This window comes from Providencia sp. R33 (genome assembly GCF_019343475.1).
In the GTDB taxonomy this organism is placed as follows: domain Bacteria; phylum Pseudomonadota; class Gammaproteobacteria; order Enterobacterales; family Enterobacteriaceae; genus Providencia.
This window is the reverse complement of record NZ_CP072453.1, coordinates 3984742-3999427: the sequence shown is the minus strand read 5'-3', so window position 1 is coordinate 3999427 and position 14686 is coordinate 3984742. Positions and strand designations below refer to the sequence as shown.

Genomic DNA, 14686 nt, shown 5'->3' with positions numbered 1-14686 from the left:
AATTGTATGAAAAAAATATTGCTCACTATTTTATCGTTAAAATTACTTACCCTACCTTTTTCATCATTTGCAGGAAATGATGTTGTGGTTAATTTCACAGGTAATATTAAAGCTGCCACCTGTAATATCTCTGGTGGTAATAATATTGATATTGATTTAAAGCAATTACCTGTAGATACATTTAATAACCCTCAAACAGGTTCTGCTTGGAAAAGCTTTAATATTAATTTAAATAACTGCTCGTCATTTGTAAACCAAATCAAACTGACCTTTACTGGCACAGCTGAAACAGGGGATACCACCAGTAGTTTATATAAAAACTTAGGTACCGCAAAAAATGTTGCTGTGCAATTACAAAGTAATAACGGTGTAACACCCTTAGGTAATTTAAAAGTATTGCAGGTACCGCTAAATGGACAACCTGATATTGCAATCCCATTACGCACCCGTGCTTACAGTGCTGTGGGTAATGTAGTACCTGGGTCAATTTTAGCCAATATTACCGCCACGATTACCTACTTATAAGTAAAGGAAGAAAATCATGAAAAAAATGATGCTTTCATTATTGCTGGTATCCAGCTCACTATTTGCAGCTGACCAGCAAATCAATATTAATGTCCGTGGCTATGTCACCGCAATGCCGTGTGAATTAGAAACCACAAACTATGTGATTGACCTGAAAAAAATTAATATTTGGAATATTAAGGCAACTCAAAAATCCTCTTGGGTCGATTTTTCAGTAAAATTAAAAAACTGCCCTGTGGCAACGAAAGAAGCAGTGATGACTTTATCTGGCACACCCGATACCACCACACCTGACTATTTTATTAATAACGGCACGGCAAAAAATGTCGCCTTGAATTTAGCGGATGGTACTAGCAAAACCACCCTTAAAAATAATGCCAAAATAACCATTCCCATCAATAGCCAAACTCGTAGTGTGGAATTCCCATTTTCCGCTCGTGTAGCTGGTTATGGCAGTGGTATGGAGCCAGGGTCTTTTCGAAGTCATTTAGAATTTAATTTTACTTACAATTAACAACGTTAATAAATAATACGTTTTTCTATTCCAAATTAGAGGTGATAAATGCCTGAATGTTATCCAATATCTAGAATCATTGGAAATAAAATAACTTATTATCGAAAAATGAAAGGCATGTCCCTGCATGAGCTGGCCAAAATAATTGGTGTTAGTGAACAGCAGCAGTCCCGTTATGAAAGGGGGGTTAATCGTATTAATTTAGATAGATTAAACCAATATGCAACTTTTTTCGAAACAGAACTCATTCATTTCTTTAATTTTTCAAATGAAGAAAAAATGAAAATAACTGAAACTTATTCATTAATGTATAAATAGCAATGAAAATCAAAAAAAGAATATTTAACTATAAAATACTGCCTGCATTAATATTATTAAATGCAGGTTACGCTAATGCTGCTTGTATCCAAAATCCTAATTTAAACAATGTTGTAGTTAATGTGCCTGCAAGAACATATTCACTTCAATATGATGATGCAGGAGCTCGCGATTTAGCGACTATTCAAGTCAACTTTAAAAGCTCACGAGTCAACACATATTCTGGCCCAATGAGTAATGGCAAATGCGGGAATGCCTATTTATATGCTGATTATGTCAATGGCTGGGTACCAAATGGGAATAAAATTGCTGCCAGTAATATACCCGGTATCAGCATTCAAGTGAAAGCAACAGAAATCGGTTTCTTAAATACACGCTATGGGCCACCAACAGCAGATAATCCCGCCGCTTGGGGCATACCTAATCCATATTGGACGATTACTATCAAAAAAACAGGGCAAGTCACGCAAGCAGGCAGCTTAAAATCAGGGCTTGTAGGTAGATTAACACAGCGAAATCCCGCACCATATAACAGTACTTGGAATCTTACATCGTTGAATATTCCAGCGAATGCAATAAAAATCAATGTATTACGGTGTTCGACAAAAGCCAACAGTTACAATGTTAACTTAGGAACTTGGCATGATACACAGTTTTCAAGCATTGGTAGTTTTAGCAACAGCTACAACATCCCTGTCACGCTAAGTTGTGCCGCGGGTACAAATCTAAAAGTCACGGTCACAAGTAGTGCCGGGTATGTTGATACCAACACAGGGAAAATTAAGCTATCTGGTCAAGGCCAAGCAACGGGTGTAGCAATCCAGTTATTAGACAGAAATAGTAATCCGATAAAACTCAATTCAAAATTCACGTTGCAAAACAATGTTGCAAATGGCGATTATAACTTCAATTGGAAAGCGCGCTATGTCAAAACTGCGAATAAAATAACACCTGGTACTGCAAATAGTACAGCAACTATAAACATCAGATATGAATAATCGAAATTATACTCATCAGCATTTATTTATTAATAAGAATTTTTTATACATGTCAAATAGTGAGTATTATGTTTCAATTTGGAATTAATTTGGTTGAATTTTAATATCAAGTTAATTTTTCAAAATTTAATAATTAAACCCTATGTTAATACCAATTACTCTTTGCTAGAGTAATAACTTAATATAAAAATCTAACTTTTAGTTAATATCCTTTTTTATATCAAACCAATCACTTTTAAATAGTTTTATCGATATAAAAGGAGTCTACCATGCAGAAATATTACCCTGCATCAAAATTAGTCGGTCGTAAAATAACTTATTATCGGAAAATGAAAGGAATTCCATTATCTAAAATTGCTAATGATTTTGGGATTAGTGAACAACAACAATCAAGATACGAACGGGGGATAAATCGCATTAATTTAGATCGTTTAGCACAATATGTTAATTACTTTGAAGTTAACTTTTATGATTTACTATCTAATAAAGACATAAAAGAATTAACAAAATTAGAATAAGTAAAAACACCCAATGGAATATTAATTAACTATTTATTAAGGCATATTATGAGCAAAAAAATATCCACATCAGTAGGTGTGAAAATTAGGTCATTAAGAGAAAGTTACGGCATGAGTGGCAAGGAGCTCAGTGCTTTGTTAGGTATTAGCCAACAACATCAATCTCGCTATGAAAATGGGGAAGTAAATATCCATGTTGATACGCTATTCCAACTTTGCCAAATATTCGATATCGACCCCGCCTACTTTTTCTCTGACTATAATCCATTACATCATGCCAACAATGTTATTCATGACAAAAAAAGTTTCTATGAGGCCGAAACGCTCGTATTTTAAAGCATACCATTCAGATAAGCTGCAAAATACCCCCACCTAAGCCAGTCACATTATTGTGCTGGCTTAACAATGTTGTGCCTCTGCTAGTATCCATTGCTGGAAAATATTCATTGCTGAAGTCATCGGCTTTGACTTTAAACGGCTTAGCCAGTAACCACCCAATGTGACCCCGATATCAAAAGGCTGAACAAGCGTTCCAGCGCTGAGTTCATGCTCAAACATACAACTTGGCACTAATGCGACACCATCTGTGAGTATCGCCGCTTCAACCATTAAGCGCGAAGAGTCAAACACAGGCCCTTTCACTCGCCATGGATCTATTTGTGCGGCAAAAAACCATTTTTCCCACTCATCTTTACGATAAGATCGCAGTAAATTGTGGTCTTTTAAGTCCAGTGGTGATGCTAAATTGACAGCAACTTTTTCTGTGCATAACACCGTATGGGAAGTCGAAAATAAAGGTGTATTTTCCACCAATGGCCATAAGCCCTCACCAAAGCGGATGGCAAAGTCAACACCCTCTGCCGCCAAATTGACCACGTTATTGTGGGTCATAATCCGCAAATCGATATAGGGATATAAGTTAGAAAACTTGCTTAAACGGGGTAACAACCAGCCGACAGCAAAGGTACCTACCACCGAAATACTCAGTACTTCATGGTAATGGCCATCTTCAAATTGCGTTAATAATGCCTCGATTTGATCAAAAGAACGGCTCAATACGGGCAATAAAGCCAAGCCTTCATCTGTTAACGCCAAACCTCTTGATAAGCGAATAAATAACTCTAACCCTAATTGCTCCTCCAACAAGCGAACTTGCTGGCTTACCGCAGCCTGAGTCACATTCAATTCCAGCCCCGCTCGCGTAAAACTTAAATGCCGAGCAGACGCCTCAAATGCGCGAAGTGCATTCAGCGGAAGGCGATGACGATAATTTCCTGACATAAGATTTTCTTTTGGCTCATCGAATTTTATATCGTTTTAAAAAATAATTTAAAACACGCATACTCTTGCTCAACAACTACTTGAGCTAGCTAATTGTGATATTACGGTAGTTATCCGTCGCACAGAAGCACTTTTCAAAATCAGTTAGCAATAACTTAAACTTTTATTTAATTGGACAACTCTATGAAAAATATTTTTCGTCAGGGGCGGATTTTTGTCGCTCTTAGTTTGGCTTTTACGACTCTTTCAGCCAACGCGTTAAGCCAACAGGATGTCGATAACATCATTAAACCGTTGATGAAAAAGCAAGGTATTCCGGGGATGTCTGTTGCAATCTCCATGGAGGGCAAACACTATATTTACCACTATGGCGTACAATCCAAGCAAAACCAAGAACCTGTAAATGACAACACATTGTTTGAAATTGGCTCTTTGTCTAAAACCTTCACCGCGACTTTGGCTGCCTATGCACAAGTACAGGGTAAATTAGATTTTTCACAAAAAGTGAGCCACTATATACCTGAATTAAAAGGCTCTGCATTTGACCATATCACGGTAATGAACCTTGCAACCCATACATCAGGTTTATCCTTGTTTGTTCCTGATACGATTACAAATTCAACGGAATTAACCCGTTATTACCAAAATTGGATCCCTGAAAAAGCAATTGGTCAGTTTCGTTCATATTCTAATTTAGGGACAGGTTTATTAGGTATTGTGACAGCAAAACAGTTAAAAATGCCTTTCGAACAAGCCATGGAAAAATTGATGCTGCCTTCCCTTGGACTCAAGCACACGTACATTCATGTGCCAAAGAACCAGCAAAAAAATTATGCGCAAGGCTACAATAAAAAAGACCAACCTGTTCGAGTTACCCCGCAAATTTTAGATGCACAAGCTTATGGTTTGAAATCAAATGCGAAGGATTTAATTCGTTTTCTTGAAATTAATATGCAAACGGTAAAAGTGGCAAAACCGTGGCAAGAAGCGGTGGAAGATACCCATACAGGGTTATATTTAACCGATTCATTTGTGCAAGATATGATGTGGGAAAGCTATCCATGGCCAGTATCGCTTTCGCAATTACAGCAAGGCAACCGCGATGAAATGGCATTGCAGCCACAAAAAGTGGACGCTATTCAACCCGCATTACCACCAGAAACCCGTGCTTTTTATAATAAAACAGGCTCAACCAATGGCTTTGCCACCTACGCAGTATTTATCCCTGAAGAGCAAGTCGCGGTGGTGCTCCTTGCCAATAAATGGTATCCAATCCCTGACCGCATTAATGCTACTTATCAGCTAATTGAAAAGATTGATAACCAGAATTGATACCAGCATTCAATGTGTTAAATAGTTCGTTCTGTCGCTAGGCGGCAAGAGAAGCTAAGCCCTAGGAGCATACATAAAGTATGTGACTAGGGTTAGCGAACGCAGCCAACAACGCGACAGGGCGAAATATGACGAGCATTCAATACTCTAAATAGTTCGTTCTGCCGCTAGGCGGCAAGAGAAGCTAAGCCCTAGGAGCATACATAAAGTATGTGACTAGGGTTAGCGAACGCAGCCAACAACGCGACAGGGCGAAATATGACGAGTATTTAGATAACACGGGAAAACTGCCTCTGCCTCATCTGCCCCCGCAAATACACATCAAAACACATACACACATTACGGATCAACAAGCGCCCTTGCGGAGTCACTTTGATACCTTTGTCTGAGATTTCCACCAGCCCATCTTCCGCCATTGGCTTCAATAATTCCAAATCTTCTTTAAAATAAGATTTAAAATCAATCGGGTATAGAGCTTCTATTTGTGCAAAATCCAGTTGAAAATTACAGATTAAGGTTTTTATCACATCACGGCGCAAGCAGTCATCATTGGTTAGGACCAAGCCACGCCATAGGGCATGCCCTTGTTCTTCCACCTGCGCATAATAGGTTTTTAAGTCTTTTTGGTTCTGCGCGTAGTTATCACCTAACATGCTGATTGCCGAAACGCCTAAACCTAGCAGGTCGCAATCCCCTTGGGTGGTGTAACCTTGGAAATTACGGTGCAAAATTCCCTCACGCTGCGCGACTGCCAGCTCATCTTCAGGGCGAGCAAAGTGATCCATCCCGATAAACTGATAGCCACCTTTGGTTAGTGTCGCAATTGTGTCTTGTAAGATATCGAGTTTTTGCTCTGCACTCGGCAAATCTGCATCTTTGATTTTGCGCTGCGCAGCAAATAAATTTGGTAAGTGAGCATAATTAAATACGCTTAAGCGGTCAGGTGATAGCTCTGCGACTTTTTTCAATGTAAAGGCAAAGCTTTCGGGGGTCTGTTTTGGTAAACCATAAATCAGGTCAATACTGGTTGATGTAAAGCCAGTTTCTTTCGCGCGTTTAATTAAGGCAAAAATGAAGTCTTCATCTTGTTCGCGATTTACCAATACCTGCACTTCTTTATTGAAATCCTGCACGCCCATGCTTAGGCGGTTGAAGCCTTCATGGCGTAAGTGGTCAATCATATCGAGTTCGATTTCACGCGGGTCAACTTCAATGGACATTTCCACATCATCAGCAAAATGAAAATGTTTTTTCAATAAGCCAACTAAATGGCTAACTTGGGCTTTATCAAGATAAGTCGGTGTACCGCCGCCCCAATGCATTTGCGTGACCGTGCGGTTTTTTAATAAAGATGCTCGTTGAATAATTTCTTTTTCAATAACTTTTAAATATTCATCCGCCTTATGTTTTTGACGGGTAACTAATTTATTACAGCCACAGAAATAGCAGAGTTTATGGCAAAAAGGAATGTGCACATACAGGGACAAAGGGCGTTCAGGATAACGCGCTGTCGCGCTAATAAACGCTTGTTCATCATAGTCTTGATTAAATTCCAAGGCGGTTGGATATGACGTATATCGCGGCCCTGAATAATTGTATTTCTGAATGAGAGAAAGATCCCAAACAATATTTTGCTCTGACATAACATTCCTCAATTGACCAAAAGCTCAAACCATTACAACAGGTTGTATCTTATTTAATTTGTTATTCGGTAGTGTGAAATTTTATTGCATACATAACGTTATAGACTCTAAATATTTCAAGTTGCGGCTAGGCGGCAAGTGAATGAGTCGCTAGGGGCTGTTTATCTTTGCTGCTGATTTTTACCGCTAAAAAAGGTCAAAAAACAATTAAAACAATGATAAATGTGTCAATCAAGATGACTGACTATTATCTACGTTAACTATTGTGCTTAAACGCTGCCCTGCGGGTTCGATTAAAGCACGTTTCACTCATTTGATGCTGTGTTGAGAGGCTCTTGCCTAGTTCACTAGGCGGTGAACCTCTCGCCTTGCCTAAAATGGCTTTAATTCGAATAAAAATTGACAATCAAAGATAAACAGCCCCTAGGAGTATCATAGTATATAACTAGTGCGAATGAGTGTAGCCAACAACGCTGCAGCTTTAAATATGACGAGTATTATAAATATGTTAGAGAAAAGAGACTTGATGCAACATCAAAGAAAAGTGAGTTTGTAGAAAAAAACAGACTCATCCCCCGCTTACACGAGGGATGGTTAAACGAAGTTATTTGCTTTTTAAGATGCGCATGATGTCATCTAATTTATCTTCGTCTTCTTCCTCTTCTTCTTCTTCAGCATATTCAATGCCTAAGATATTCATCAGTTCATCAATACGGTCTAAACAGGTATTGATGTATTTTTGCTCTTCTGCATTAACCGTTTCGCCATCTTCTAGGCGCGCTAATAAGCTATCTAAGCGATCATCGCTTTCTAACTGCTCTAACTCTTTTTCAGGCGTCAGTTTTTCTTTAACGACTGGCTGTTTTTTCTCAACAACAGGCTTAGACACTTGTTTTTCATCGATAATTAAAGGGATCGGCTTTTTGCTGCCCAAACGTGGGTCAACTAACGAATTCTGTCCACTCTTTTGATTATTCGATGATGAATCTTGATTACGGCTACCTGACTTATTCCCACGATGTTTTTTCTCGCGTTTACGTTCACGGCCTTCCGCGTTTAATTCTTCTTTGGTTTTACGGTATTTTTTCTTTGGCTTAGCTGCCGGTTTTTTTGGTGCATTCATGGTCTGATACCTTGATAAAGTCAGTTTCTGCTGCGAAATCTAGCAGGATCCCATAAAGGGGGAAAGCACTAGTTTGCAATTTCAGCGGATTTTTTATTCCACCCTGCCTTCGCAACAGTACTTTATTGATTATACCTTAAATAATTCGAGTTGCATGTAGAGGATAAGAAGTCATTCAGAAAGGAAAAATCAATAGTCCACTGCCACAGTTCATAATATGGGAAGAGCTAGTGCTCCAATGCTCTAAATAGTTTGTGCTGTAGCAAGGCGGCAAGAGTTGCTAATCCCTAGGAGCATACATAAGTATGTGACTAGGGTTAGCAACCGCAGCCAACACCGCTACGGCGCAAAATATGACGAGCATTCACGCCACAGCTTGAAGTATGAAGAACATTTTAGGCGTCGACTAAAATCATTTTAAGCAGGAACATCGCCGCCACTAAAATCACGCATAGACCCAGATCACGCCAGCGCCCTGTCCCGATTTTCATCGCACAGTACGCAATAAACCCTAACGCAATCCCTTCGGTAATCGAGAAGCTAAATGGCATCATCACTGCGGTAATAAATGCAGGGACAGATTCCGTTAAGTCATCCCATTTCACGCGAGTCAGGCTTGATGTCATTAACACGCCCACGTAAATCAATGCACCCGCGGTTGCATAAGCTGGAACCATACCCGCAAGTGGAGAGATAAACATGGTCAATAGGAATAAGATACCAACAACGACAGCAGTTAACCCTGTACGCCCACCGACTGACACCCCTGAAGAGCTTTCAATATATGCCGTTACCGATGAGGTTCCCATTGCCGAGCCAGCGACTGAGCTTAAGCTATCGACATATAGGGCTTGCTTCATGCGCGGGAATGTTCCGCGTTCATTGGTGATGCCAGCTTTGTCTGTCACACCAATCATAGTGCCCGATGAGTCAAATAAGTTGACTAACATAAAGGCAAAAATCACGCCAGATAACGCTAAATCTAATGAGCCCGAGAAGTCCACTTGCCCTACTACGCTAGTGATACTTGGTGGAATAGAGAAAATGCCCGTGTATTGCACATCCCCCAGAGCCAGACCAATTAAGGTAGTCACGGCAATAGACACTAACACGGCCGCATGGATATTACGCGCCGCTAAGATAGCAATAATAAAGAAGCCCAGCGCCCCTAACCACACGTTATGGTGCGTTAAGTTACCGATAGACACCAATGTGTCTGGGTTTGCCACGATAATACCAGAGTTTTTCAGCCCCATCATCGCGATAAATAAACCGATACCACTGGTGATCCCCACACGTAAACTCAGTGGGATATTAGCAATAATCCAGTAACGAATGCGGAATAATGTCAGGATAAACAAGCCAACTGCGCCCCAGAAAACAGCGCCCATAGCCACTTGCCATGAATAACCCATCGCGCCAACCACCACAAATGCAAAGAAGGCATTCAGCCCCATCGCTGGTGCGACCGCAATCGGTAAGTTAGCCAGTAAGCCCATCAAAATACTGCCGATAGCCGCAATCAAACAAGTGGTAACGAACACCGCTTTGATATCCATGCCTGCAATTGACAAAATTTGTGGGTTAACAAAGACGATATACACCATCGTCAGGAAGGTCGTGAAGCCAGCGACAACTTCAGTTCGTGCGGTTGTACCGTGTTCTTGTAATTTAAAAACACGCTGAAACAAGCTCTGCGGTTGTGCCGAGCTAGAAGATTGATTACTCATTAGATATCGCGCCCAAAAAAAGTTTTTTTCGCCCTATACTACAATTAAAAATCGCAAAAGAAAACGATTGCGTGAAATTCAACAGGCAAAATGTCCTAACTAACTGATACAACGCGATGAATTATGAAAAAGAATTAAAATGAGATTTGAAAGGATGGCGGTATGAAAACCGCCATCAAAATTTAGGATAGCGCCAGTAGTTTTTGCCTACGCCAAAATAATAAGCTGCGTTTTGCTGCCAATTTGTGCGGGTCATTTTGCGTACTGAGTTTTTTCGCCACCACATTGGCAATAATTTCCACCGCAAAACACATCACAAAATAGATAAACGCCACGAATAAGAAAACTTCCAGCGGGTATACCATTTCACGGTTATTCACTTGAGTAGCCAAGAAAGAAAGCTCAGCCACACCCACAACATAGGCTAATGAAGTGTCTTTAATCAACGCCACCCATTGGTTGATAAACGACGGCACCATCATACGCAATGCTTGGGGTAAAACGATGTTCCACAGTACCTGCCAGCGGTTGAAACCAAGGGACAAGCCTGCCTGCCATTGCCCTGCGCCTATCGCTAAGATCCCTGCTTTTACAGCATGGGCTAAGTAAGCAGAGGTGATCAAGGCGAGTGCACAGACCACCGTGGTGATCCCGGGGATCTCTGTGCCTAATAAAATTGGCAGCAAGAAATAGGTCCAAAAAATTAACATAATGACAGGAATTGCACGGAAAAAGCCTAAAACTGCCGCAAATAGGTTAACCCAAAAACCGCGTAACATAGCTAATGCAATACCGCCTAATGTACCCAAGACAATGGATGCCGCCCCTGCCAACAAGCTAATCACCAGTGTCAACGCTGCCCCTTCTAATGGGCCATCAGGGAAAGTCCCAAACAGTAAATATTGCCAATTTTGTTCGATTACTGAAAAATCCATGTTACACCCCCTGAGCCAAGTTACGTTGCAACCGCCATTGTCCCCAGCCTTCCATCAACGCAATAATGGCGATATACAGCACTGTTGCTACCCCAAATGCAGTGAAGGTTTGTAAGGTTTGGCTATCCACTTGGCGAGACACATAAGAGAGCTCCGCGACGCCAATCGCCATGGTTAATGACGAGTTTTTCACCACGTTCATATACTGACCAAGTAACGGCGGCATGGCGATTTTGACCGCTTGAGGCAATACCACTAATTTCATCGCTTGCCACGAAGTCAGCCCCAGCGCAAACGCGGCATATTTTTGCCCTTGGCGTACCCCTCGGATCCCCGCGCGAATTTCTTCTGCAATAAAGGGAACGGTGTATAGCGTTAACCCAATAAAACCAGCTAAAAATTCAAAAGAAGGCCAACCTACAGTGAGCCCAAATACGTTGATTTCATGGGGTGTATTTAGCCATTCCATCGCCGCAGAAGGGAGAATTTCCCCCGAGGCGAAATACCAGAAAAATAACTGCACCAACAAAGGCGTGTTTCTAAAAATAGAAATATAGATGCTCACTCCCCAGCGTAGAGGGGCAATCTGGCTATCCTTTGCTGATGCAACTAAAAAGCCTAAAAAGGTGGCAGCAATAATGGTGCAAATCGAGATCCAGACTGTTAAAACAAAACCATAGCCGAACCATTCAAGGTACTGTGGCGCTAATAAATGCGCAGACCAAAAATCACCGCTGACAAATTTCTCAAACATAGTTCACGACCTATTTCTTTCACATCCTGTGACTAAAAAGCTCACCCCGTATAACCAAGAACCCCGCACACAGTGCAGGGTTTCAAATCACTTAATTCTTGCCACTATCGATTAAGACTGTGGTTGTTGTTCGCTCAGTGGGGCAAATTTAAAGTCACCGCGTGGTTGGGCAGCTTTGGTGTCTGGACCAAACCAACGGTTATAAATCACCTCGGCTTTACCGTCTTTTTCCAGTTTCAGCAGAGTTTCATTCACGTTTTCAACTAAACGCGTTTCGCCTTTGCTGGCAGCCAGAGCTTGGTACTCTTTGGTTAAACTAAATGGTGAAATTTCAAAATCTACTTTTACTTTTTCTGGCAAATTACCTAATAAGCCAACCAGTTTTGCATCGTCTTGGGTAATCGCTTGGACGTTACCATTACGCAGCGCAGCAAATGCTTGCGGGGTATCGTCATAAGAAATCACTTTGGTATCTGGGAAACGTTCACGCAGCGTGACTTCCTGCACCGTTCCTTTATCAGCACCAATGCGCAGTGGTTTGATGTCATCAGGGGTTTTTAACACGCCTTTACGAGCAATAAATTTTTGCCCTGTGGCGAAATCAGGGATGGAGAAATCAACCTGTTTTGCACGCTCATCGGTAATGGTGAAGTTCGCCCCAATCAGGTCAACTTTACCCGAGGTCAGCAGTGGAATACGGTTTGCAGGGTTTGTTGGACGCAGTTCAAGTTTCACCCCTAAGCTATCTGCAATTTCTTGCGCGATATCAACGTCATAACCCGCTAATTTTTTAGTCTGTGGATCAATAAAACCAAACGGTGGGTTGCTATCAAATACGGAGATGCGGATCACACCCGCTTGTTTAATATCATCTAATTTATCTGCGCTAGCGACATTCGCTGTCAGCGCCAAACCTGTAAGTAAAACAGTCGTCAGAATACGAGCTTTCATTGAATACCCCTAGTGGTAAATTTATGTAAATCGACCACCACACGCTATCAACTATCTCTTAGCACTTGAAATAATATTAAATAATATATTTATAACCAAATGGAATATAAGAAAGTACAAAAAAGGGGCAAACTCTATAACAAAGGCCCCCGAATATGGCTTTCACCATCAATAGACTCTTATCGAGCAAGAAGAAAGTCTGTATAAAAACCTTAAGCTAAATTTTTAGATACATTGTACCTAAAAATATACACCAATAGTTATTAAGGAAATAACTGTTCAAATGTATCAATGCTCTAAATAGTTCGTGTTGTAGCAAGGCGGCAAACACAGTTATCCCTAGGAGCATACATGAGTATGTGACCCAAGTAGCCGAATGAAGCCAACACCGCCACCGCATGAAGGATAACAACCATTTAATTTTCTAAATCATTCGTGTTGTGGCTAGGCGGCAAAATGAGGATAGCTTGGGGAGCATACATAAGTATGTGACCCAAGTAGCCGAATGAAGCCAACACCGCCACAGCACGAAGGATGACGAAAATTTATTTGGTGAGCATTTTTTCTAAATTATCCCCACCCACATGACGGAAATCCTGCCCCTTCACATAGTAGAAAATAAACTCACAGATATTTTGGCAGCGGTCACCGATACGCTCGATTGAGCGTGCGCAGAACAGCGCTGTTAACACACTTGGAATGGTACGTGGGTCTTCCATCATGTAGGTCATTAGTTGACGCACAATACCTTCGTACTCTTGATCCACTTTTTCGTCTTCGCGGTAAATACGGATGGCTTCTTCGAGATCCATACGCGCAAACGCATCCAGCACATCATGCAGCATTTGCACTGTGTGGCGACCTAGTGATTCTAAACTAACTAGAAGTGGCTGATGTTGCTGCGAAAATTTCTCCAATGCGGTTTGACAGATTTTATCGGCAACGTCACCGATACGTTCCAATTCCGCAATGGTTTTGGAAATTGACATAATCAGTCGCAAGTCACTCGCCGTTGGCTGGCGCTTGGCAATAATTTTGACGCACTCTTCATCAATAGCCACTTCCATCATATTGACTTTGTGGTCATTTTCGATAACTTCACGCGCTAGAGCTTCATCCTGATTATGCATTGCCGTGATGGCTTTGGTGAGCTGTTCTTCGACCAGCCCTCCCATTGTCATTAATTCAGTATGGATATGTTCCAGTTCCGCATTGAACTGCCCAGATATATGTTTGTTGTGATTCAGCGTATCCATCGTCGGCTCCATATCAACCGTAGCGGCCAGTAATATAATCTTCAGTTTGCTTCATTTCTGGGGTGGTGAACATCTTATCGGTATGATTAAACTCAACCAATTCACCTAAATACATAAATGCTGTGTAATCAGAACAGCGTGCCGCTTGTTGCATGTTGTGGGTAACAATCACGACGGTATACTCTGATTTTAATTCACTGATTAACTCTTCAATGCGACCCGTGGAAATAGGGTCCAAAGCTGAACAAGGCTCATCCAGCAATAACACTTCGGGACGAATAGCAATACCACGCGCAATACACAGGCGCTGTTGCTGACCACCCGACAAGCTGTAACCGCTTTGGTGCAGTTTGTCTTTAGTTTCATTCCACAGTGCTGCTTTGGTTAACGCCCATTGCACACGCTCATCCATTTCTACACGAGACAGTTTTTCAAACAAACGCACGCCAAACGCGATGTTGTCGTAGATAGACATTGGGAATGGCGTTGGTTTTTGGAACACCATGCCCACTTTTGCACGTAATAATGCGATATCTTGTTTGTCCGTCAGAATGTTTTGACCATCCAGTAAGATTTCGCCTTGTGCGTGTTGTTCGCCGTACAGCTCATACATTTTATTGAACGTGCGTAATAACGTGGATTTACCGCAACCCGATGGGCCGATAAACGCCGTAACTTTGTTTTTCTCAATGTCTAAAGAGATATTTTTCAGTGCGTGAAACTTGCCATAATAGAAGTTGAGGTCACGGACTTTAATTTTACTGTTCGCAATTTCGTTTGCATTAATCATGGTTACTTTCTCTCTAAA

Annotated in this window: 16 protein-coding genes; 7 read left to right on the top strand and 9 right to left on the bottom strand. The window is 41.2% G+C overall.

Annotation, left to right across the window (positions count from 1 at the left end):
* Positions 1–6 precede the first annotated feature (6 nt).
* The 6 genes from J6836_RS18775 to J6836_RS18750 all read left to right on the top strand — a co-directional run bounded on the left by J6836_RS18775 (position 7) and on the right by J6836_RS18750 (position 3209).
* Positions 7–525, top strand: a complete 519-nt coding sequence (locus J6836_RS18775) for a fimbrial protein (RefSeq protein ID WP_219245379.1) — start codon at positions 7–9, stop codon at positions 523–525.
* A gap of 16 nt (positions 526–541) precedes the next feature.
* Complete coding sequence (locus tag J6836_RS18770; protein WP_219245378.1) at positions 542–1039, top strand: fimbrial protein; 498 nt, start codon at positions 542–544, stop codon at positions 1037–1039.
* A 48-nt stretch (positions 1040–1087) separates the two neighbouring features.
* A complete protein-coding gene (locus tag J6836_RS18765; protein ID WP_219245377.1) occupies positions 1088–1357 on the top strand; it encodes a helix-turn-helix domain-containing protein in 270 nt (89 codons plus the stop codon).
* 2 nt (positions 1358–1359) lie between these two features.
* Positions 1360–2355, top strand: a complete 996-nt coding sequence (locus J6836_RS18760) for a fimbrial protein (protein WP_219245376.1) — start codon at positions 1360–1362, stop codon at positions 2353–2355.
* Positions 2356–2624: 269 nt separating this feature from the next.
* Positions 2625–2873 (top strand): helix-turn-helix domain-containing protein, encoded by a 249-nt coding sequence (locus tag J6836_RS18755; protein WP_219245375.1) that lies wholly within the window; start codon positions 2625–2627, stop codon positions 2871–2873.
* Between the two features lie 48 nt (positions 2874–2921).
* Positions 2922–3209, top strand: coding sequence for a helix-turn-helix domain-containing protein (locus J6836_RS18750; protein WP_219245374.1), 288 nt, complete (start codon positions 2922–2924; stop codon positions 3207–3209).
* 63 nt (positions 3210–3272) lie between these two features.
* Here J6836_RS18750 and J6836_RS18745 read toward each other — a convergent pair whose 3' ends face one another.
* Entirely contained in the window at positions 3273–4154 is an 882-nt protein-coding gene (locus J6836_RS18745; protein ID WP_219245373.1) for a LysR substrate-binding domain-containing protein, read from the bottom strand.
* Positions 4155–4346: 192 nt separating this feature from the next.
* Here J6836_RS18745 and ampC point away from each other — a divergent pair, with 192 nt between their 5' ends.
* Positions 4347–5486, top strand: coding sequence for a class C beta-lactamase (gene ampC, locus J6836_RS18740; RefSeq protein WP_425299643.1), 1140 nt, complete (start codon positions 4347–4349; stop codon positions 5484–5486).
* A gap of 269 nt (positions 5487–5755) precedes the next feature.
* Here the strand turns inward: ampC and hemN are convergent, their stop codons facing one another.
* The 8 genes from hemN to pstB all read right to left on the bottom strand — a co-directional run bounded on the left by hemN (position 5756) and on the right by pstB (position 14668).
* Positions 5756–7129: an oxygen-independent coproporphyrinogen III oxidase gene (gene hemN, locus J6836_RS18735; protein WP_219245371.1), complete on the bottom strand. Its 1374-nt coding sequence runs from the start codon at positions 7127–7129 to the stop codon at positions 5756–5758.
* Positions 7130–7733: 604 nt separating this feature from the next.
* Positions 7734–8252, bottom strand: a complete 519-nt coding sequence (yihI, locus tag J6836_RS18730) for a Der GTPase-activating protein YihI (protein WP_219245370.1) — start codon at positions 8250–8252, stop codon at positions 7734–7736.
* A gap of 395 nt (positions 8253–8647) precedes the next feature.
* Positions 8648–9982, bottom strand: coding sequence for an NCS2 family permease (locus tag J6836_RS18725; RefSeq protein ID WP_219245369.1), 1335 nt, complete (start codon positions 9980–9982; stop codon positions 8648–8650).
* Between the two features lie 182 nt (positions 9983–10164).
* A complete protein-coding gene (locus J6836_RS18720) occupies positions 10165–10917 on the bottom strand; it encodes an amino acid ABC transporter permease (protein ID WP_219245368.1) in 753 nt (250 codons plus the stop codon).
* Position 10918: 1 nt separating this feature from the next.
* Positions 10919–11671, bottom strand: coding sequence for an amino acid ABC transporter permease (locus tag J6836_RS18715; protein ID WP_219245367.1), 753 nt, complete (start codon positions 11669–11671; stop codon positions 10919–10921).
* A 111-nt stretch (positions 11672–11782) separates the two neighbouring features.
* A complete protein-coding gene (locus J6836_RS18710) occupies positions 11783–12622 on the bottom strand; it encodes an ABC transporter substrate-binding protein (RefSeq protein ID WP_219245366.1) in 840 nt (279 codons plus the stop codon).
* Between the two features lie 545 nt (positions 12623–13167).
* Positions 13168–13878, bottom strand: coding sequence for a phosphate signaling complex protein PhoU (gene phoU, locus J6836_RS18705; RefSeq protein WP_206084968.1), 711 nt, complete (start codon positions 13876–13878; stop codon positions 13168–13170).
* Positions 13879–13891: 13 nt separating this feature from the next.
* The gene (pstB, locus tag J6836_RS18700; protein ID WP_219245365.1) at positions 13892–14668 is read right to left on the bottom strand and encodes a phosphate ABC transporter ATP-binding protein PstB; all 777 of its coding nucleotides are present in this window, start codon (positions 14666–14668) and stop codon (positions 13892–13894) included.
* Between the last annotated feature and the right edge of the window lie 18 nt (positions 14669–14686).

Bases quoted from the DNA above. Each gene is read 5' to 3' on its own strand.
- yihI (WP_219245370.1), bottom strand. From the start codon at position 8,252: ATGAATGCACCAAAAAAACCGGCAGCTAAGCCAAAGAAAAAATACCGT.
- pstB (WP_219245365.1), bottom strand. From the start codon at position 14,668: ATGATTAATGCAAACGAAATTGCGAACAGTAAAATTAAAGTCCGTGAC.
- J6836_RS18720 (WP_219245368.1), bottom strand. From the start codon at position 10,917: ATGGATTTTTCAGTAATCGAACAAAATTGGCAATATTTACTGTTTGGG.
- hemN (WP_219245371.1), bottom strand. From the start codon at position 7,129: ATGTCAGAGCAAAATATTGTTTGGGATCTTTCTCTCATTCAGAAATAC.
- J6836_RS18765 (WP_219245377.1), top strand. From the start codon at position 1,088: ATGCCTGAATGTTATCCAATATCTAGAATCATTGGAAATAAAATAACT.
- phoU (WP_206084968.1), bottom strand. From the start codon at position 13,878: ATGGATACGCTGAATCACAACAAACATATATCTGGGCAGTTCAATGCG.
- J6836_RS18755 (WP_219245375.1), top strand. From the start codon at position 2,625: ATGCAGAAATATTACCCTGCATCAAAATTAGTCGGTCGTAAAATAACT.
- J6836_RS18750 (WP_219245374.1), top strand. From the start codon at position 2,922: ATGAGCAAAAAAATATCCACATCAGTAGGTGTGAAAATTAGGTCATTA.
- J6836_RS18775 (WP_219245379.1), top strand. From the start codon at position 7: ATGAAAAAAATATTGCTCACTATTTTATCGTTAAAATTACTTACCCTA.
- J6836_RS18710 (WP_219245366.1), bottom strand. From the start codon at position 12,622: ATGAAAGCTCGTATTCTGACGACTGTTTTACTTACAGGTTTGGCGCTG.
- J6836_RS18770 (WP_219245378.1), top strand. From the start codon at position 542: ATGAAAAAAATGATGCTTTCATTATTGCTGGTATCCAGCTCACTATTT.
- J6836_RS18760 (WP_219245376.1), top strand. From the start codon at position 1,360: ATGAAAATCAAAAAAAGAATATTTAACTATAAAATACTGCCTGCATTA.
- J6836_RS18715 (WP_219245367.1), bottom strand. From the start codon at position 11,671: ATGTTTGAGAAATTTGTCAGCGGTGATTTTTGGTCTGCGCATTTATTA.
- J6836_RS18725 (WP_219245369.1), bottom strand. From the start codon at position 9,982: ATGAGTAATCAATCTTCTAGCTCGGCACAACCGCAGAGCTTGTTTCAG.
- J6836_RS18745 (WP_219245373.1), bottom strand. From the start codon at position 4,154: ATGTCAGGAAATTATCGTCATCGCCTTCCGCTGAATGCACTTCGCGCA.